Source organism: Brachybacterium paraconglomeratum (assembly GCF_039541415.1).
Taxonomy (GTDB): domain Bacteria; phylum Actinomycetota; class Actinomycetes; order Actinomycetales; family Dermabacteraceae; genus Brachybacterium; species Brachybacterium paraconglomeratum_A.
Map to the genome: position 1 here is coordinate 141,795 of NZ_BAABGE010000010.1, position 19,002 is coordinate 160,796.

Here is a 19,002-nt window from a genome sequence, read left to right on the forward strand (position 1 = left end):
GAATGACGGCACCACGGCTTAAGATGGGCTGAGTCACAGCCAGGTCTACGGTCGGAGGGAAAAGTGGTGATCAGTACACCGGATGCCGTGACCCCGGCGCAGGACGGAGACCTCCCCACCCGGACCTACGGGCCGCCCGCCTCCGTGGTGATCGGCTCGCTGGTGGTGGGCTTCGTGTTCCTGGTGGTGCTCGAGTTCCTGGTCATCATCAGCTTCGTCGGCCAGCGTCTCTGGAACGACCCGGCGATGATGCATGACCTGCTGTTCACCCTGCCGCTGCTGATCTGGGTGGTGATCGCAGTCGCCGTGACGGTGACGATGCTGCGAGTGATCACCTCCTGGCTGCAGATCGACGAGAACGGCTTCGTGCTGCGGAGCCTGTTCCGGCGCACGCGGACGACCCGCTGGGATGAGGTCGGGCAGGTCATCGCGGCGCGTGACATCGACCGCGGCGCGAGCGCCGCCGAAGCGCTCGACGCCCCCGAGACCGCCTACGACGGCGTCTACGTCATGGATCGCCAGGGCCGCCGCCTCCTCGCGGTCTCGAGCCGCTTCTTCGGTCAGCGCGCCCAGGAGATGACCCTCCGCCGTGCCCGGGAGGCCGGGGTGGGGATCGTGCATATCGATGCCATCACCCCCGCTGAGCTGAAGCGGCAGGCGCCGCAGGCGATGAGCTTCGTGGATCGCCATCCCAACCCGCTGCTGCTGGCGCTGCTGCTGTTCTACGTCGGCCACAACGTGCTGACCTTCGTCGTGTGGGGGCTGTGAACGCAGCTCCGGGCAACGCCGGGACCGGCGATGCCTCCCGTCCCGGGCGGGCGGCGCGGCGGCGTGCCCGTCGGCCCCCACCACCGCTCCCTCAGCGCAAAGGCCTCGATGCGGTGCACTGGCGGGTGCCGCAGGACGCGCCCTCTGCCGGCGCCGCGCTCGAGATGCTCAGCAGAAGATTCCCGGCGCTCATCGACCCGGCAGCCACCCCGCTTCCGGCCCGGTTCGCCGCGGGGGAGATCGTCGACCCCGACGGCCGGGCCTGGGGCGCGCAGGAACTCCTCAGCCCCGGTGACGAGCTGTGGTTCCATCGCGAGCTGCGCCCCGAGCAGGTTCCCGACATCGAGCTGAGGATCCTGCACCGCGATGGGCATCTGCTGGTGCTCGACAAGCCCCATGACATGGCCACCATGCCGCGCGGCATGCACATCCTGGCCAGTGCGCTGGTGAGGCTGCGGCGCGAGACCGGCATCGAGACGCTGGTCCCGCTGCATCGACTGGACCGGCGCACAGCCGGGGTGCTCGCCTTCGGGATCCGCCCCGAGGAGCGCTCCGCCTACCAGCAGCTGTTCGCCCGCGCGGAAGTGGAGAAGGAGTACGAAGCGCGGATCATCCGCTCCGTATCCTCGACCCTGCCACGCCGGCCGGGCGAGAGCTGCCAGCTGCGGGATCACCTGGTCAAGCGCCGGGGAGAGCTGACCTCGCAGGTGCTGTCCGGGGTGCCCAACGCCGAGAGCGAGCTCGAGGTGATCGCTGCAGCGACAGAGCGGGACGGGGAGGCCGCGGAGGCCGGCGACGCGGAGGAGTCCGGCGGAGTGCTGAACGTGCTCCTGCGTCCGCGCACCGGTCGTACCCATCAACTGCGCGTCCAGCTCGCCTCCCGCGGGGCGCCGATCCTGGGCGAGGACCTCTACTGGCCCGCTCAGCGGCCCCGCCCGTCCGAGCAGGTCTGGCCAGAGGGTCTGCCTCTGCAGCTGCTTGCGCGCCGTCTTCGTTTCATGGATCCGATCACCGGAGCGCAGCGGGACTTCCGCAGCTCCCAAGCGCTGGGGATGGGGTCTCGTACCCTGGGGCCGTGACCGATCCCCGCTTCCCCGAGTCCGCCGACTCGGCGCCCGCACCCCGGCGCACCCGAGCAGGCGCCGTGATCGTCGGCCCCACCGTGCGGGCCCGCTACACCCCCGGCGCCCTGATCGGCCTGCCGCTGGTCTCGCTGCTGCTGAGTCCCTTCGCCGGGGCAGGAATCCAGGAGTGGCGCCGCTCGCGACTGCGTGCCGGACAGGACGGCCTGCTCGAGCAGCTGCTGGATCCAGCCTGGGTGCAGCTGCTGTTCGGTGCACTGCTGCTGTGGGCGCTGTTCGCGCTGTGGGCGCTGGTGCCGCTGCTGCTGACCCAGCGGGTGGTGCTGCTGGATGAGGAGCAGGGGAGCGTTGTCCTGCGCAAGGGCCTGCGCATCATCCAGCGGGAGCCGCTGTCGAGCGTCGATCATGCGGTGGGGGAGGCGGAACGCGGGGGGATGGCCCTGATCGGGATCAGGGGGCCGGGCGGAGCAGGTCAGCCCGTGCAGCAGTGGGTGATCCCCGAGGTGGGCTGGGATGCCGCCTCGTTCGACGGACTGCGCACCCTGCAGGGTGCGGCCGGTCTGCGCCACTCCCCGCCCCGGGCCGAGCTGCAGCGGGAGAGTCGCCGGGCACGCCGGGCCCGCTCCCACCGGGAGCTCGCGGAGCGCCTCGGCATGCCGTGGCGTGAGGAGTACGAGCACGACGACGCCGCTTTCCAGGCGGAGTTCGATCGGGTGCGCCGGGTGCTCGGCGGCAAGGAACCCGCCCAGGACGGGGACCCACAGCCCTGAGGGCTGCTCAGAGGTGCCCTGACCCGGGGAGCGCTGCCCCGGGCCTTGCTCAGAAGAGAGCGCGGAGGATCAGGACCACCGCGGCGCCGATGCCGGCGGCGGCGGGCAGGGTGATCAGCCAGGCCAGGAAGATCGGCCGCATCAGCTTCCAGTTGGCCGCACGGTTCACGATCCCGACGCCGAGCACGGCGCCGATCAGGATGTGCGTGGAGGAGACGGGCAGGCCCAGCACCGAGGCCAGCAGCACGATCGTGGCCGCGGCGAGCTCGGCGGCGAAGCCCGAGGAGGGGTGCATCGCGGTCAGCCCGGTGCCCACGGTGTGGATCACCTTGCGGCCCACAAACCACAGCCCGGAGACCAGCGCGACGCCGAAGGCCACCAGCGCTGCGGTGGGGACGGCGGCCTCCTGCGAGACGGTCCCGGTGCGCAGCACGTCGAGGACGGCGACGAAGGGGCCGATGGCATTGGCGATGTCGTTGGCGCCGTGGCTGAAAGCGAAAGCGCAGGCGGTGAAGACCTGCATCCAGCTGAACATGATGAAGGTCGCCCGGGAGATCGACTGCTTCTTCAGGGCGCGGGCGAACACGGTCGTGGCCATCCACGCGCCCAGGGCGAGCATCACCAGCAGCAGCACCCCGCTGCCGATCGAGAGATCCAGCCCCACGTTCTTCAGACCCTTGAACACGAGCATCGCCGCGAGCAGCACGGCAGCAGCGGCTGCGAGCGGGGGGACCCGCTTCTCGAGCGCGTGATAAGCGGCGCGGCGCTCGACCTTGCGGGCGGCCTTGCGCTGCTTCTTGGTCAGATGCGAGGCATATTCGGCCAACTCCGCGCCGGGTCCGCCGGGGGTGAGGTCAAGCGCCGCAGATTCGGCGAAGGCGAGCTGCTGCAGCTCAGAGACACGCTCGTGCCCGGACACGTGGCGGCTCTGGCCGTCTTCGGTGTCGTCCTCGTCGTCCTCGTCCTCGTCGTCGTCATCCTCGGAGTCATCGAACCCTCGTGATCCGAGGGCGATGGCCCGTGCCGACGGTGCCAGGATGTGGCGCTTGATGGCTCCGAACAGCAGGTAGGCGGAGACACCGCCCAGCAGCGGCGAGAGGACCCAGGAGATGGCGATCTTCCCGATCTCGCTCCACTGCACCATCTCGAAGCCGCCGGTGCCGGTGACCAGCCCGGTGGTGACGGCGGCGCCGACGATGCCGCCGATGATCGCGTGGGTGGTCGAGACGGGCCAGCCCATCCTGGTGGCGAGCAGCAGCCACACAGCCGCGCCCAGCAGAGCGGCCATCATGATGAAGGCGAAGGCCCGCGGGTCCGTGTCGGCGCTGATGTCGACGATGCCGCTGCGCACGGTCTCGGTGACCGAGCCGCCGGCGAGCACCGCACCGGAGACCTCGAAGACCGCGGCGACCACGAGCGCCTGCTTCATGGTCAGCGTCCCCGCTCCGACGCTGGTGCCGAAGGAGTTGGCGACATCGTTGCCGCCGATGTTGAACGCCATGAACAGCCCGAAGGCGATCGCCAGGATCAGCAGGAAGGCGTTGACATCGGTGCCGGTATGGGCGAACGCCCAGATGGTGAAGGCAACAGCAGTCGCCGCTGTCATCAGGCCGGCGCCGAGGTGCCAGTTGCGGTCGGGGCCGAGGAAGCCCCCGGTGACTGGAGCGTCAGGGGTCTTCTGGGCGGGTATGCCAGGCATCGTCGAGTTCCCGGGGGTGAGGAGGAGGGGGGAGAGGCCGCGCACCTGCAGATGCTCGGATCCCCCGACAGGGCCGTCGCCACTGTAGGCCGTCAAGGGCTTCAGGGTGAACATCCGAGGAACACCGGGGTGCGGAGAGCTGATGCTCGCGACGTCCAGATCTGGGGCGTCGACTGGTCGCGTGCTGCGGCAAGCTCTGCCGTGATCCCGCCCACCTCGCGCATCCGTGCAGGTCAACGAGTGAGAGGTGGGTCTTACCTGTGGTGGGCGAGACTGCACGACGGGCGCTTGCGCCGCTACCATCGGTACATGACGAGCGCGGATCCCTTCGGTTTCATCGGACTCACCTACGACGACGTCCTCCTGCTGCCGGGAGAGACGGATGTGATCCCCTCTGAGGCGGACACCTCCAGTCGTCTCACCCGGGAGATCTCCCTGAAGATCCCCCTGGCCAGCGCGGCGATGGACACCGTCACCGAGTCCCGGATGGCGATCGCCATGGCACGCCACGGCGGGATCGGCATCCTCCACCGCAACCTCTCCATCGAGGATCAGGCCCATCAGGTCGACCTCGTCAAGCGCACCCAGACCGGTCGCATCACCAACCCCGTCACCATCGGCCCCGAAGCCACTCTCGAGGACTTCGACGCCGTCTGCGGGCAGTTCCGAGTCTCCGGCCTGCCCGTGGTCGATGCAGACCTGCGTCTGCTGGGCATCTGCACCAACCGAGATCTTCGCTTCATCTCGGTCACCGAGTGGTCGACCACCAAGGTCGGCGACGTCATGACCACCGAGCTCTTCACCGCACCCGAGGACGTCACCCCGGAGCAGGCCACCGCCATGCTCCGGAAGAACAAGCGCGAGCGGCTGCCACTGATCGACGCTGACAACCGGCTCACCGGGCTCATCACCGTGAAGGACTTCGTGAAGTCCGAGCAGTTCCCCGATGCTTCCAAGGACAGTCAGGGCCGCCTTCTGGTCGGCGCTGGAGTGGGCTTCTTCGGGGACTCCCTCGAGCGCGCCGGTGCGCTGCGCGACGCCGGGGTCGACGTGCTGGTGGTCGATACCGCGAACGGCCATGCCCGCCTGGCGCTGGAGATGATCCGCACCATCAAGAGCGATCCGTACTTCGCGGACGTCCAGGTGATCGGCGGCAACGTCGCCACCCGCGCCGGCGCGCAGGCCCTGGTCGATGCCGGGGCCGACGCGGTCAAGGTCGGCGTCGGCCCGGGCTCCATCTGCACCACCCGCGTCGTCGCCGGTGTCGGCGTCCCGCAGGTCACCGCGATCTACGAGGCCTCCAAGGCCTGCGGTCCCGCCGGGGTCCCGCTGATCGGTGATGGTGGCCTGCAGTACTCCGGAGACATCGCCAAGGCCCTGGTCGCTGGCGCGGACACCGTGATGGTCGGCTCGCTGCTGGCCGGCACCGAGGAATCACCGGGTGAGGTGGTGCTGGTGGGTGGCAAGCAGTACAAGGCCTACCGCGGCATGGGCTCGCTGGGCGCGATGTCCTCGCGCGGCAAGAAGTCCTTCTCCAAGGACCGCTACTTCCAGGCTGACGTCCCCAGCGACGACAAGATCGTTCCCGAGGGCATCGAGGGCCGGGTCTCCTACAAGGGCCAGCTCGGTTCCGTCGTGCATCAGCTCACCGGCGGCCTGCACCAGTCGATGTTCTACGTCGGCGCGAACACCGTGCCCGAGCTCAAGGAGCGCGGCCAGTTCGTGCGCATCACCGCCGCCGGGCTCAAGGAATCGCACCCGCACGACATGGCGGCGATCGTCGAGGCGCCGAACTACAGCTCGCGCTGAGCAGTCCGGGCCGGGAGGCGGATGAGGCTCCCGGCCCGCTGAGGGGATCCGCTCAGTCCTCTGCGGTCGCCGCCTGGGCCGACGGATCACTCCCGTGCTGATAGCCGATCAGCCACAGCACCCCGAAACGGTCTCGCACCTGACCGTCGGAGGCGCCCCAGGGGCGGCGCTGCAGGTCATCGACCACCTCACCGCCTTCGGCCAGGGTCGCGAACCAGGTGCGCAGTGTGGTCGGCTCCGCATGGCCGAGCAGCGCGACCATCAATCCTTCGACCCGGAAGGGCTGGTCCTGCTCGCCCGTGTCGGAGAGATACAGATCGACCGGTCCGCGCAGGACTCCGTGGGCGACCGCCGCGGCTGGGCCGTCGGTGCGCTCGAACTGCGCGAAGGTGTGCACCTCGGTCTCGCCGCCGAAGACCCCCTGGTAGAAGTCCAGCGCGTCTTTGGCGGTGCCGGGCAGGTGGAGGTACAGGGCCGGTGCTGGCATGGTGGTCTCCTCGATCGCGCGACCGGATCGGGTCCGAGTTCGCTGTAGGGACGAGAGTAAGTGCCGTGGCTGGCTCGGGTCCATCCTTGAACGCCGTCCTGCGTGCTGTTCCTCCCTGCACTGCTCTTCCGTGCACTGTTCCTCCCTGCACCGTTCCTCCTCACCGGGTGCCCATCCACCGTCATGGTCCGCGAATGTCAGCCCTGATGCCTAGGCTGGGGGCATGAGCGCGAGCACCCCTTCCTGGACGGACCGGCCCCTGCTGGGCTTCGACACCGAGACCACCGGCACGAACGTGGCGACCGACAGGATCGTCACCGTCGCCCTGGTGCACTCCGTGGGCCCGGGGCGGGAGAACGAGACCGTCGCAACCTGGCTGATCGATCCCGAGATGGACATCCCCGAACCCGCGCAGCGCGTGCACGGGATCAGCACCGAGCATGCTCGCGCCCACGGCATGAAGTCCGCAGAAGCACTCGACGAGGTCGCCGAGATGATCGCCGACGCGCTGCGCCAGGATGTCCCGCTGGTCGCCTTCAACATCAGCTTCGACCTCGCGATCCTCGAGAACGAGCTGACCCGGCTCGGCCTGCCCACCCTCACCCAGCGGCTCGGGCATGACATCGCCCCGGTGCTCGATGGGCTCGTCCTGGATCGCGGTGTGGACCGCTACCGCAAGGGCAAGCGCACCCTGACCGATGTGCTCGCGCACTACGGGCTCGAGCAGGACGGCCGCCTCCATACGGCCGACGTCGACGTCTCCGCCACGCTGGACGTGCTGCGGGCGCTCACGGCCAAGTACCCGAAGCTCGGTGCCTCCTCGCTCGAAGAGCTGCACCGCGAGCAGATGGGCTGGCACCGCCGCTGGGCGGAAGGCATGAACGAATGGCTGACCAAGAAGGGCAAGACCCCGGACGTCAACACCGTCTGGCCGCTCTGAGGGCCGGCGTCGAGCCGGCGGAGGCAGGCCCGGAGCGGCGAATCAGTGCTCTTCTCAGTGCTCGTCGCCCAGGGCCGCCCACACAGCGGTGGTGCGCTGCCAGGCCACGCGGCTGAGCAGTGCGACGGCGCCGCCGATGAGCAGCAGCGGCCACCCGGGTTCGAGACCCGAGGGCTGTCCGTCCAGCAGGGACCACAGCCCCAGCAGGCCCATCAGCGCGATCGATGCCCCCACCCCGATCACCCACACGGCGTGCAGCGAGTGTGCATCCTCCAACTGCCAGGGCACCTCGCGCAGCGGCTGGCCCGCCGCCTCGCGGCGCCGTCGGGCGGTGACGAAGCCGAGCAGCTGCAGCAGGCGGGTCATGGAGAAGCCGCCCAGAGCGAGGGCGGCGGTCAGCACCGGGCCGCCCATCGGCCGTGCCTGCCCTGCCGCGGGAGACATCCGGATCAGCTCCACCAGCTGCTGGGAGAACAGGGCCAGACCGAGCAGCGTGACCAGGCAGGGCGCCAGCCATGAGCGGCCACGGTCCTGCGTGGCAGAGCTGCCGTCGGCGCCGGTGCCAGCGGGTTCGAGGAGCATTCCCTCGGCATCCAGCCGGGGGAAGGAAGGCGGAGAGTCGGCGTCCCCGTGCTCGGGTGCGAGGCCGCGGGGATGCTCGGAGCTCATCTGCCCACGGTAGCCCGCGACCCGCCCGAGCGCCCTCGGGCCCAGGGCGGTGCGGGCCGACGGTAGACTCCTCCATGTGATGAGCGAGATCGAGATCGGCCGGAACAAGCGCGGACGCCGCAGCTACAGCTTCGACGACGTGGCGGTGGTGCCGTCCCGTCGAACCCGCGACCCGGAGGACGTCTCCACCTCCTGGCAGGTGGACGCGTACCACTTCGACATCCCCATCTTCGCTGCGCCCATGGACTCCCTGATGTCCCCGGAGACTGCGATCGAGCTGGGTCGGCTCGGTGGCCTGGGCGTGCTCGACCTCGAAGGGCTGTGGACCCGCTACGAGGACCCCACCGCGCAGTTCGCCCGCATCGCCGACGCGGCGGACGAAGACGTCGTGGGGGAGATGCGCTCGATCTACTCCGAGCCCATCAAGCCCGAGCTGATCCGTGACCGCATCCAGCAGCTGCGCGATGCGGGGGTGACCGCCGCCGGCGCCCTGTCGCCGCAGCGCACCCAGGAGCATTGGAAGACCGTCGTCGACGCCGGCGTGGATATCTTCTTCATCCGCGGCACCACCGTGTCGGCGGAGCACGTCTCCTCCGACCGTGAGCCGCTGAACCTCAAGCGCTTCATCTACGAGCTCGACGTCCCCGTGATCGTGGGAGGCTGCGCGACCTACACGGCGGCACTGCACCTGATGCGCACGGGCGCGGCCGGCGTGCTGGTCGGCTTCGGCGGCGGTGCTTCCCAGACCACCCAGGAGACCCTCGGCATCACGGTGCCGCTGGCCAGCGCGGTGGCCGATGTCGCCTCGGCACGCCGGGACTACATGGATGAGTCCGGTGGACGGTACGTGCACGTGATCGCCGATGGCGGCCTGGGCCGCTCCGGTGACCTGGTCAAGGCGATCGCCTGCGGCGCCGATGGGCTGATGGTCGGTGCCGCGCTCGCGCGCGCCGAGGAGGCTCCGGGCCGTGGCCACCACTGGGGCAGCGAGGCGCATCATCCGACGCTCACCCGCGGCCACCGGGTTCCGGTGGGCACGTCTGCGCCGCTCGAGCAGATCCTCTTCGGCCCGTCGACCGGGGCCGACGGGAACACGAACCTCGTGGGCGCCCTGCGCCATGCGATGGCGACGACCGGTTACCTCGACCTCAAGGAGTTCCAGCGGGTCGAGGTCGTGACCACCGCGTGAGTCAGGCGGCCTCGACGAGGCTGCGATGAGTGAGGTCATCGGAGGACCGCGCGACACCCCGGCGCGGCGGGCCCCCCGCCGTGGGCCGTCCTCTGCTGGGGTGGGCTCGCCACCGGCGTCTGCCTGGTGTTGCTGTTCGCACCGTTCTACCCGTACGCCGGAACGCCGGGACTGATCCTGCAGCACCGGCTGATGATGGCGCTCGACGGCGCGGGGCCGCGCTTCCTCTCCGTCCGGGTCAGTGCCGCCCAGCGGTCTTCGACGCTCGTCTTCTCCGATGACGGCCGCGTGCTGGATCCGACAGATCCCGGTGCCGCGGTGATCACACGCAGCGTCTCAGAGCTGCGCGCGATGGCGCGCGCGGCCCGGATCCCGTGGCACACCGACTACGAGACCAGCGGGGGAGCGCGCGCATTCCTCGAGGTGCTGCGTGCGCTGAACACCGGCCCGGTCGGAGTGCATCGCGCCGAGGACGTGTGAGGTGAAGCTGTCGTGCCGGAGGCTGGTGCTGTCCAGGCTGACTCGGCTGACTCGGCTGACTCGGCTGACTCGGCTGACTCGGCGAGTCCGGCAGATCGAGCTGATCCGAGCGAGGTCACCGTCCCCGCTGAACTCGCGGCGTGCCCTGCCGGAGGCGAGGCTGATCTTCCGCCGGCCGCGGGGCCAGCGAGCAGCACCGGCTCGGTGTACACCCCGACCACCCTGTACCGCTCCTCGACGTGGGACAGCGACCCGGAGGAGGAGCAACGATGACCCTTCCCCGGGAACAGGTCCAGCCACAGGAGCACCTCCGCCGTTCAGTGCATTGGTCTTGCTATCTTCCGCTGACGCTCATGATCGCCTCGGTGATCACCCTCGTGGTGTACCTGCCGATGGCACCGTGGAGCCTTCGCTGGTCGCAGCTCGATTCCCTCCTTCCCTGGGTTCTTGCTCCTTCCACCGGTGCACTCTCGCTGGCCCTGGCGCTGCTGGTCCTCTTCTGGGTTCCGCCCCTGCTGCAATCATGGACCGGCGGCGCCCAGCCGCCGAGGCGAGAACCTGTCCGAGGCAGCACCGCAGAGGCCGCCTCGCCCGTCGATCGGGGGGACCTGCTCAGTGCCGAGGGGGAGCAGCTCGAGATCCCGGCCATGAGCTTCCGCGAGATGGGCTCCGAGCATCGCTGGGAGCTGGCAGAAGCGCTCGATATCCCCTGGCGTGACGAGCTGATCCATGATCACCAGAGCTGGGCGATCGCCTGCCTCGAGGCGGCGCAGCACCGGCCACCACGCCGTTCAGCTGAACACTTCCCGCTTCATGCGCGAAGCACGAGTCAGAGAGACTCGTTGTGCGGTGGCCCCTGCGGGCCGCGGGACCGGATGCGAGCGACGATGCCCCAGCTCAGCAGAGCCAGCGCTCCCACCAGCAGGACGCTGAAGAGGAGCACCGTCCCGCGCATCCCCAACGCCGTCACGGCGACGTCCTCGACCCCCGTGCAGCTCACCGTGATCTCTCGATCGGTGTCGACAGCGATGTAGCCGATCGGGGTGTACTCAGTGTCGACGATCGTCGCCGGTAGGTCGATCTGCTTCGGCGTCCAGGTGATTCCTTCCCCGCCGGAGGTGGTGCAGGCTGCGAAGGCCGCCTCGGAGGAGGGGACGTACACGTAGTAGCGGAAGGACTCGGAGGCCTTGATGGTGTCCGTGGTGGCACCGAAGGAGATCGGAGCGGCGGTCAGCGGGGCGAAGACGACGGCGGCAAGGGCTGCGATGAGCGCTGTCTTGAACAGCCCGGTGAGGGCGGCGACGCAGCCCACGCTGCCGAGGATGATCCGGATCAGGCCTCGTCTGCGGTATCGCGTCAGCGGGACATCGGTGTCCAGCAGTTCGTTCATCGTGGGCTCCCCCGAGGACTGTCGTGGCCGCTCGCGGCAAGGATACAAGGGGTCCGGCGCCCAGGGAGGCAGCGGCTGCAACGGAGGCAGCGCCTGGCAGAATGGCGTTCTGCAGGGGTACCCGGGGAAGGGGCATGGCCATGGAGTTCCTGTTCATCATCGTGATCGGCGTGATCTTCGTGGTGCAATTCGCCATGAAGCAGGCAGGCAAGGACAACGATTCGGGGCCGTCGCCGTGGGGCGAGGGCAGCTCGAAGAGATCGTCACGTCCGCGCATGCGTCCGCGCCCGCAGACCCCGCAGCCCAGGAGCCTTGAGGAGGCGTTGCAGCTCTCCGAGGACCGCCCCACGCCGCCCACCCTGCGCTTTGCGGGGCTTGACGATGACGATGACGAAGCGGGGGCACCGCGGCAGTCGGTCACTGCAGCGGCCCCGGGCGACGTGCCAGCGCCAGACGCCTTGCCAGCGCCAGACGCCGTGCCCGTGGTGGCGGAGATGCCGATGACGTCAGCGGAAGTCTCCTCCGAGAGCGACGAGGTTCCTGACCAGTCTCCGAGCATGACCGTCGAGGCGGAGCCGGGGGAGAAGGAGCCGATGGGGAGCGAGTCGGTGGAGAAGAAGGCGGAGGAGCCTGAGCCGGAGGAGAACGAGCCGGCGGAGCCTCAGTCGTTCCGGGTCGGGGCTGCTGAGGTGCTGCGCCCTGCGGAGACCTTCAGCCCGGCATACTCCGAAACCGTCTACACCCCCACCTCGGTCTACAGCAGCTACAACCCGACCTCCCTGTACACCAGCGGTACCTCGATCATGGGCAGCGATCAGCAGGAAGCCCCCGGAACGGACTCTGTCGACGACGCACAGGACCCCGGGACCGAGGAGAACCCGAAGAACGCGGGAGACCAGCGCTCCTGACGCAGCGCGGGGAACCAGCGCTCGCGACGCTGCGCGCAATCAATGTCTCTGCGCTGCGGTGCAGTGCGGCGCGGTGCGGGCCCGGCGTTCAGCCCTGCAGGGCTCCCGCCACCTCGGCCGATTGACGTGCGATCGACAGCTCCTCGTCGGTCGGCACGATCATCACCGTGACCCTCGAGTTCGAGGTCGAGATCACGCGCATCCCCTTGCCACGGGCAGCATTCGCCTCAAGGTCCAGCTCGATCCCGAAGCCCTCGAGCCCGGAGAGCAGGCGCTCCCGGACCATCGGCACGTTCTCCCCGATCCCGGCGGTGAAGGCGATGACATCCAGCCCGCCGAGCACGAAGGAGTACGAGCCGAGGTATTTGCGCAGCCGGTGCACGTACACGTCCATCGCAAGGGTCGCGGCCTCATCACCCGCGTCGACCGCCGCGGTGATGTCACGGAAGTCGCTCATCCCGCACATGCCCATCATCCCGGAGCGCTTGTTGAGGATGTCGTCGATCTCCTCCGCGCCGAGCCCCGCCTGACGGTGCAGGTGGATGTAGATCGACGGATCGATGTCGCCGGTGCGGGTCCCCATCACCAGCCCCTCGAGCGGGGTGAGCCCCATCGAGGTCTCCACCGCCGCCCCGCCCTTCACCGCGGAGGCCGAGGCACCGTTGCCCAGGTGCAGCACCACCTGACGCAGCTCGGAGACGTCATGCCCCTGCGCGGCGAGCTCGGCGGAGACGGCGTCAGCGACGTACTGGTGGCTGGTCCCGTGCGCGCCATAGCGCCGCACCCGGTACTGCGTGGCCAGCTCACGGTTCAGCGCGTAGTTCGCCGCCGCAGCCGGCAGCGCGGTGAAGAAGGCGGTGTCGAAGACGGCCACGTGCGGTACGTCCGGCAGCAGGGCCTGGGCCCCGTCGATCCCATCCACCGCGGCATAGTTGTGCAGGGGCGCGAGCTTTCCGAGGTCGTGGATGTCCCAGCGCACCTGCTCATCGATCAGGATCGGCTCCGAGTAGCGGGCCCCGCCCTGGACCACTCGGTGGCCGACCGCACGGATCCGGTCATCGGACAGCGACAGGCCCACCTCCTCGAAGAGGCGCTCGACGATCTTCATCGCCTGCTTGTGGTCCGGCACCGGCCCCTCGTAGGTTGATTCCCGCCCGCCCGCAGTGATCGTGGCGTTGCCCTGCTCCTGCCCGACCCGCTCGACGATGCCGTTCGCATCGACCGTGCCGTCGGCGGGCGACAGCAGCTGGAACTTCAGGGACGACGAGCCGGAGTTGATGACGAGGACGCGCGGGTCCGTGGGTGCTGCCATGGCGGGAGAGCTCCTGATCATTGGAGGGTGGTCGGTCAGTGTGCGGGGCGGCGTCGGCCTGTGCCGTCAGTGAGCCGGGGCGGCGGAGTCGGCCTGTGCCTGGATCGCGGTGATGACGACGGTGTTGATGATGTCGTCCACCAGCGCGCCACGGGAGAGGTCGTTGACCGGCTTGTTCAGGCCCTGCAGGACAGGGCCGATCGCGATCGCACCGGCGGAGCGCTGCACCGCCTTGTAGGTGTTGTTGCCGGTGTTGAGATCGGGGAACACGAACACCGTCGCCCGCCCCGCCACCGAGGAGTCCGGGAGCTTGGTCTTCGCGACCGAGGCATCGACAGCCGCGTCGTACTGGATCGGTCCCTCGACGTCGAGCTGCGGGCTGCCTTCGCGCACCAGGGCGGTGGCCTCGCGCACCTTGTCGACATCGGCGCCCGAGCCTGAGGTGCCCGTGGAGTAGGAGAGCATCGCGATCCGCGGCTCCACCCCGAACTGCTCGGCCGTCGCGGCGGACTGCACCGCGATGTCCGCCAGCTGCTCCGCGGTGGGGTCGGGGTTCACAGCGCAGTCGCCGTAGACCAGCACCCGGTCCTCGAGCGCCATCAGGAACACCGAGGAGACGATCTTCGCCCCGGGCTTGGTCTTGATGATCTCGAAGGAGGGCCGGATGGTGTGGGCCGTGGAATGGGCGGCACCGGAGACCATCCCGTCGGCCTCACCCATCTGCACCATCATGGTGCCGAAGTAGGAGACGTCCTGGACCTTCTCCCGGGCCTGCTCCAGGGTGACGCCCTTCTTGGCGCGCAGCCGTGCGTACTCCGCGGCGTAGCGCTCGACATGCTCCTGGTCATGCGGGGAGACGATCCGGGCCTCGGAGATGTCATGGCCGAGCTGCGCGGACTTCGCGCGGATGGTGTTCTCCTCGCCCAGCAGGATCAGATCGGCGACGCCACGGGCAAGCAGCGCCTCGGCGGCGGCGATGATCCGCGGCTCCTCACCCTCAGGCAGCACGATCGTCTTCTTCCCCCCGCGGGCGCGGGCGAGCAGCTCGAACTCGAACATCATCGGGGTGACGACCTCGCTCCTGCTCACCTCGAGGGAGCTCAGCAGCTCGGGGATCGGCAGGTGCTCGGCGACCGCGCGCCGCGCCGCATCCATCTTCTGCGGACTGTTCACGTCCAGCCTGCCGCGTGATCTCGCGATCGCCACTGCGGTGTCGAAGGTGGACAGGTCGGTCGCGATGATCGGGAGGTCCTGCTGCACACCCGAGATCAGCCGGCCCACCTCCTCGGGGACGTCATAGCCACCGGTCAGCACGATCGAGGAGAGCGCCGGGAAGGTGCCCGACTGCTGCGCCATCACCAGACCCGGAAGCAGGTCGTAGCGGTCCCCTGGGGCGATCACGGTGCAGTTCTCGGTGAGGCGGGAGAGCACGTTCGGCAGGCTCATCGCCGCGATCACGGTCCCGATCGCGACGCGATCCAGCCATTCCGGATTGCCCTGCAGGAGGGTCCCGCCGACGGCATCCTTCAGCTCCTGCACGGTGACGGCCATGATGACCGGGTTCTCCGGGATCGCGGCGACCAGGGTGGCGGGAACCTTCGCCGAGACCGCCTGATGGATCACGTCAAGGGAGCCGACCTCGGCACGGTTGACGACCACGGCGATCGGCAGTGCGTGATGGCCGCCGAACTCGCTGACGGACACTGCCGCGAGCGCCGCGATCTGATCGGGGCTGCGGTCCAGACCCGACAGCACCACCACCACGGGAGCACCCATGTTGGCGGCGACCTCCGCGTTGAAGGCGAGCTCGGTGGGATTGGCGAGGTCGTCATAGTCGGAACCGAGGACCACCAGCACCGAGTACCGCTCGGCCAGCTCGCGGTGGCGGGCGAGGATCCGCTCATGCGCGAGATCGGGATCCGAGATCACCAGCTGGTGATCCACCCCGATCGCGTCCTCATAGGACTGCTCGACCGCAGGATGGCTGATGAGGAGGTCGACGGCATAGTCGCGCGCACGGTCTGCCTTGACGACGGGGCGGAACACCCCGACGCGGTCAGAACGAGAGGCGAAGGCTTCGAGAAGACCGAAAGCCACCATCGACTTGCCGGTCATCCCCTCCGGGCTGGCGATATAGACACTGTGGGACACGCCCCACAGCATAGGCGCGTCACCTGCGCGGAGCGCGGGACCGAAGGCATCTCAGCGAGGTGACCGCACAGGAGAGGAGTGACGGGCCGCCCGAGAGAGGTGGCCCGAGAAGAGACAGGATGTGACGTGGTGCGAAAGGCACCGCCGCCCAGGGTCCTTCCGGGCGGTGGATCGTACGATGGACCCCATGCTCCGCGTCGCCCTTCGCCCCCGCTTCCTGGGCCTGCTCGCCCTGATGGTGGTGGCGACCCTCGTCTGCGGGCTGCTGGCGACCTGGCAGTGGGACCGCGCGCACCAGGCGATCACCGACAAAGCCGCCGGTTCCGAGCAGCTCGGCGATATCCGCGATGTGGTGGGGGTGGGCGACGCGGTCACCAACTCGATCGTCGGAGCCACCGTCACCGCCGTCGGCACCTATGTGCCGGACGAGCAGGTGATCGTTCCGGGCCGGAATATCGGCGGCACCGAGGCGGTGCTCGTGGTCTCCTCACTGCGCATCGAGCTCGAGGACGGCAGTCAAGGGCGACTCCCGGTGCTGCGCGGCTGGATCCCCTCCGCGGAGCTCACCGGCGAGGACGGTCAGGTCGATCCCGCGCTCGCTCCTGCGCCTCCGCAGGGCGAGGTCGAGATCTCCGGCCGACTCGAAGCCAGTGAGGCCGCCTCCGGTGGGGTGGTCGATGGGGTGGCCCGAGAGATCGCCACCCCGATGCTGGTCAACGAATGGGGCTCGCCGATGTTCGCCGGCTATGTCTCGCTCGATGAGCCCACCGGTGTGCTGCGCCCCGTCCCCGCCGCGGAGTCCGAGTTCTCCCGCGGCCTGGACTGGCAGAACATCGGATACTCCCTGCAGTGGGTCATGTTCGGTGCGTTCTTCCTCTATCTGTGGTGGCGCTCGGTGAGAACCGCTCATCTTGACGAGGTCGCCGATCGCCGCGAGGCCATGGAGCGGCTGCTGGCCGAGTCCGGCTCGAGCTCGCCCGCCTCACCTTCCGCTGCCTCGCCTGCTGTCGTCTCTGCCCGCTCCGACCACTCAGCTGCGAGCCAGCTCTCGTCGGCCGGCGTCGGCTCCTCCTCTTCCTCGGCCGCCACCGCGACGACCGAAAAACCCTCTGACAAGGACGTGTGACCCGTGCCCGCTCCCCGCCCCCTCGACGAAGTCGCCGCCAGGACCTCCTTCGCCCGCTTCCGCGTGGCTTCCATCGTGGAGGGCATCGCCCTGCTGGTGCTGGTCGCGATCATGATCATGCGCTACGTGGTGTTCGGCGGCGAGGGGCTGTTCACCTCGACCTCGGACACCTGGATCCAGATCTCCAAGACGTGGTCCCCGATCCACGGGCTGGTCTACATGGTCTATGTGGTCCTCGGCTTCGATCTCTGGATCAAGATGCGCTGGGGCATGCCGCGCATGCTGCTGCTGATGTTCTTCGGCGTCATCCCGGTGCTGTCCTTCTTCGGTGAGCGCTGGACCCACCAGAAGGTCGAGTCCGATCTCGCACGCCGCCCCACCATCCAGGACGAGGCCCGCGCCGGCGGCGACGCGCGCGGCTGACGCTCGCGTCAGCGCCTGTTGCCGAGCTCGGTCGTTGCCGGGCGTGACGAGAATCGTGCCGCCGGGAGGCGGACCACGGCGCCTCGCGCGGGGCCTCCGACGTAGACTCGGCCGGGTGAATGACACCGACCAGCGCCCCGTCCTCGTCGTCGACTTCGGCGCTCAGTACGCACAGCTCATCGCCCGCCGCGTGCGGGAGGCCCGGGTCTACTCCGAGGTCGTCCCGCATTCGATGCCCACCGAGAAGATCCTGGCCAAGCAGCCTCGCGCGATCATCCTGTCCGGCGGGCCCAGCTCCGTCTACGCCGAGGGTGCTCCGCGCCTGGACCCCGCCCTGCTCGAGGCCGGCGTTCCGGTGCTCGGGCTCTGCTACGGCTTCCAGTCCATGGCCGCGGCGCTGGACGGCACCGTCGCGCCGACGGGCGTGCGGGAGTACGGAGCGACCCGTCTGGAGAGCATCGACGGCTCCTCGCAGCTGCTTTCCGAGCAGGATGCGGACCAGAACGTGTGGATGAGCCACGGCGACTCCGTGACCGCCGCCCCGGCCGGCTTCCAGGTCGTCGCGACCTCCTCCGGCAGCCCCGTCGCTGCCTTCGAGAACACCGAGAAGCGGCTCTACGGCGTGCAGTGGCACCCCGAGGTTGGCCATTCCGACCGCGGCCAGGAGGTGCTCGAGAACTTCTTGCATCGCGGCGCTGGTATCGAGCCCGCCTGGACTACCGGCAACGTCATCGAGGAGCAGCTCGAGCGGATCCGCGCCCAGGTGGGCGAGGGCGCTGCGATCTGCGGCCTCTCCGGCGGCGTGGACTCCGCCGTGGCTGCCGCGCTCGTGCAGCGCGCGATCGGTGACCGGCTCACCTGCGTGTACGTGAACCACGGCCTCATGCGCCAGGACGAGTCCGCGCAGATCGAGCAGGCCTTCGGAGACTCCACCGGCGGCGCGAAGCTCGTCATGGTCGACGCCGAGGAGCAGTTCCTCACCGCGCTCGCCGGGGTCACCGATCCCGAGACCAAGCGCAAGATCATCGGCCGCGAGTTCATCCGCAGCTTCGAGCAGGCGCAGGCGGACATCCTGCGCGAGCAGGGCGTCGTCGAAGGCGAGGGCGCTGAGGCTCATGCCGAACAGAAGGCGTTCCTGGTCCAGGGCACCCTGTACCCGGATGTCGTCGAGTCCGGCGGTGGCGAGGGCGCGGCCAACATCAAGAGCCACCACAACGTGGGCGGTCTGCCCGAGGACCTCTCCTTCGAGCTGGTCGAGCCGCTGCGCGCCCTGTTCAAGGACGAGGTGCGCGCCGTCGGCTCCGAGCTGGGCCTGCCCGACGAGATCGTCTGGCGCCAGCCCTTCCCCGGGCCGGGCCTCGGCATCCGCATCATCGGCGAGGTCACCAAGGAGCGGCTGGACATCCTGCGCGCGGCCGACGCGATCGCCCGCGCCGAGCTCACCGCCGCCGGCCTGGACCGCACCATCTGGCAGTGCCCCGTGGTGCTGCTGGCGGATGTGCGTTCCGTGGGCGTCCAGGGCGACGGCCGCACCTACGGCCACCCGGTGGTGCTGCGCCCCGTCACCAGTGACGACGCGATGACCGCCGACTGGGCCAAGGTGCCCTACGAGGTGCTCAGCCGCATCTCCACCCGCATCACCAACGAGGTCAGCGAGATCAACCGCGTCACCCTCGACATCACCTCCAAGCCCCCGGGCACCATCGAGTGGGAGTGACCTCCCGCTAGCACCGCCCGCGCCCGCTGCCCGCCGAGCCGCCCTCGTGCCGCCCGACGAGCCCGTGAGCGTGACATAGGCG

General features: G+C 69.3%; 17 protein-coding genes. 11 read left to right on the forward strand and 6 right to left on the reverse strand.

All coding sequences use genetic code 11. From position 1 onward, the window contains the following. Positions 1 to 66 precede the first annotated feature (66 nt). From ABD893_RS15255 to ABD893_RS15265, 3 genes are read left to right on the forward strand one after another with little or no spacing between them, the layout of a single operon-like run. A complete protein-coding gene (locus ABD893_RS15255) occupies positions 67 to 768 on the forward strand; it encodes a hypothetical protein (RefSeq protein ID WP_345082212.1) in 702 nt (233 codons plus the stop codon). After that, positions 765 to 1,847, forward strand: coding sequence for a pseudouridine synthase (locus ABD893_RS15260; protein ID WP_345082215.1), 1,083 nt, complete (start codon positions 765 to 767; stop codon positions 1,845 to 1,847). Before ABD893_RS15255 ends, ABD893_RS15260 begins: the two co-directional genes overlap by 4 nt. Then, positions 1,844 to 2,620: a hypothetical protein gene (locus ABD893_RS15265; RefSeq protein ID WP_345082217.1), complete on the forward strand. Its 777-nt coding sequence runs from the start codon at positions 1,844 to 1,846 to the stop codon at positions 2,618 to 2,620. Before ABD893_RS15260 ends, ABD893_RS15265 begins: the two co-directional genes overlap by 4 nt. Positions 2,621 to 2,669: 49 nt before the next feature. Here the strand turns inward: ABD893_RS15265 and ABD893_RS15270 are convergent, their stop codons facing one another. Then, a complete protein-coding gene (locus ABD893_RS15270; RefSeq protein WP_345082969.1) occupies positions 2,670 to 4,319 on the reverse strand; it encodes an inorganic phosphate transporter in 1,650 nt (549 codons plus the stop codon). A 309-nt stretch (positions 4,320 to 4,628) separates the two neighbouring features. Here ABD893_RS15270 and guaB point away from each other — a divergent pair, with 309 nt between their 5' ends. Continuing rightward, entirely contained in the window at positions 4,629 to 6,128 is a 1,500-nt protein-coding gene (guaB, locus tag ABD893_RS15275) for an IMP dehydrogenase (RefSeq protein ID WP_345082220.1), read from the forward strand. A gap of 52 nt (positions 6,129 to 6,180) precedes the next feature. Here the strand turns inward: guaB and ABD893_RS15280 are convergent, their stop codons facing one another. Then, on the reverse strand, positions 6,181 to 6,615 hold the full coding sequence (locus ABD893_RS15280) for a VOC family protein (RefSeq protein WP_345082223.1): 435 nt from the start codon (positions 6,613 to 6,615) through the stop codon (positions 6,181 to 6,183). Positions 6,616 to 6,838: 223 nt separating this feature from the next. Between ABD893_RS15280 and ABD893_RS15285 the strand changes: the two genes are divergently transcribed. Next, positions 6,839 to 7,555 (forward strand): exonuclease domain-containing protein, encoded by a 717-nt coding sequence (locus ABD893_RS15285; RefSeq protein ID WP_345082226.1) that lies wholly within the window; start codon positions 6,839 to 6,841, stop codon positions 7,553 to 7,555. 54 nt (positions 7,556 to 7,609) lie between these two features. Here the strand turns inward: ABD893_RS15285 and ABD893_RS15290 are convergent, their stop codons facing one another. Continuing rightward, positions 7,610 to 8,224 (reverse strand): hypothetical protein, encoded by a 615-nt coding sequence (locus ABD893_RS15290; protein ID WP_345082229.1) that lies wholly within the window; start codon positions 8,222 to 8,224, stop codon positions 7,610 to 7,612. 79 nt (positions 8,225 to 8,303) lie between these two features. Between ABD893_RS15290 and ABD893_RS15295 the strand changes: the two genes are divergently transcribed. Then, positions 8,304 to 9,413 (forward strand): GuaB3 family IMP dehydrogenase-related protein, encoded by a 1,110-nt coding sequence (locus tag ABD893_RS15295; protein WP_345082232.1) that lies wholly within the window; start codon positions 8,304 to 8,306, stop codon positions 9,411 to 9,413. A 126-nt stretch (positions 9,414 to 9,539) separates the two neighbouring features. After that, positions 9,540 to 9,893, forward strand: coding sequence for a hypothetical protein (locus ABD893_RS15300; RefSeq protein WP_345082235.1), 354 nt, complete (start codon positions 9,540 to 9,542; stop codon positions 9,891 to 9,893). An 829-nt stretch (positions 9,894 to 10,722) separates the two neighbouring features. On the opposite strand, the gene ABD893_RS15305 is transcribed toward ABD893_RS15300, so the two are convergent. Continuing rightward, positions 10,723 to 11,283, reverse strand: a complete 561-nt coding sequence (locus ABD893_RS15305; protein ID WP_345082237.1) for a hypothetical protein — start codon at positions 11,281 to 11,283, stop codon at positions 10,723 to 10,725. 134 nt (positions 11,284 to 11,417) lie between these two features. Here ABD893_RS15305 and ABD893_RS15310 point away from each other — a divergent pair, with 134 nt between their 5' ends. Next, entirely contained in the window at positions 11,418 to 12,191 is a 774-nt protein-coding gene (locus ABD893_RS15310; protein WP_345082239.1) for a hypothetical protein, read from the forward strand. A gap of 88 nt (positions 12,192 to 12,279) precedes the next feature. Here the strand turns inward: ABD893_RS15310 and ABD893_RS15315 are convergent, their stop codons facing one another. Next, positions 12,280 to 13,503, reverse strand: a complete 1,224-nt coding sequence (locus tag ABD893_RS15315; RefSeq protein ID WP_345082242.1) for an acetate/propionate family kinase — start codon at positions 13,501 to 13,503, stop codon at positions 12,280 to 12,282. Between the two features lie 66 nt (positions 13,504 to 13,569). Further along, the gene (gene pta / locus ABD893_RS15320; RefSeq protein WP_425548387.1) at positions 13,570 to 15,666 is read right to left on the reverse strand and encodes a phosphate acetyltransferase; all 2,097 of its coding nucleotides are present in this window, start codon (positions 15,664 to 15,666) and stop codon (positions 13,570 to 13,572) included. A gap of 175 nt (positions 15,667 to 15,841) precedes the next feature. Between pta and ABD893_RS15325 the strand changes: the two genes are divergently transcribed. The 3 genes from ABD893_RS15325 to guaA all read left to right on the forward strand — a co-directional run bounded on the left by ABD893_RS15325 (position 15,842) and on the right by guaA (position 18,920). Then, positions 15,842 to 16,780, forward strand: a complete 939-nt coding sequence (locus tag ABD893_RS15325) for an SURF1 family protein (RefSeq protein ID WP_345082248.1) — start codon at positions 15,842 to 15,844, stop codon at positions 16,778 to 16,780. Between the two features lie 3 nt (positions 16,781 to 16,783). Then, on the forward strand, positions 16,784 to 17,203 hold the full coding sequence (locus ABD893_RS15330; RefSeq protein ID WP_345082251.1) for a DUF3817 domain-containing protein: 420 nt from the start codon (positions 16,784 to 16,786) through the stop codon (positions 17,201 to 17,203). Between the two features lie 115 nt (positions 17,204 to 17,318). Beyond that, positions 17,319 to 18,920: a glutamine-hydrolyzing GMP synthase gene (gene guaA / locus ABD893_RS15335; RefSeq protein ID WP_345082254.1), complete on the forward strand. Its 1,602-nt coding sequence runs from the start codon at positions 17,319 to 17,321 to the stop codon at positions 18,918 to 18,920. Positions 18,921 to 19,002: the final 82 nt, after the last annotated feature.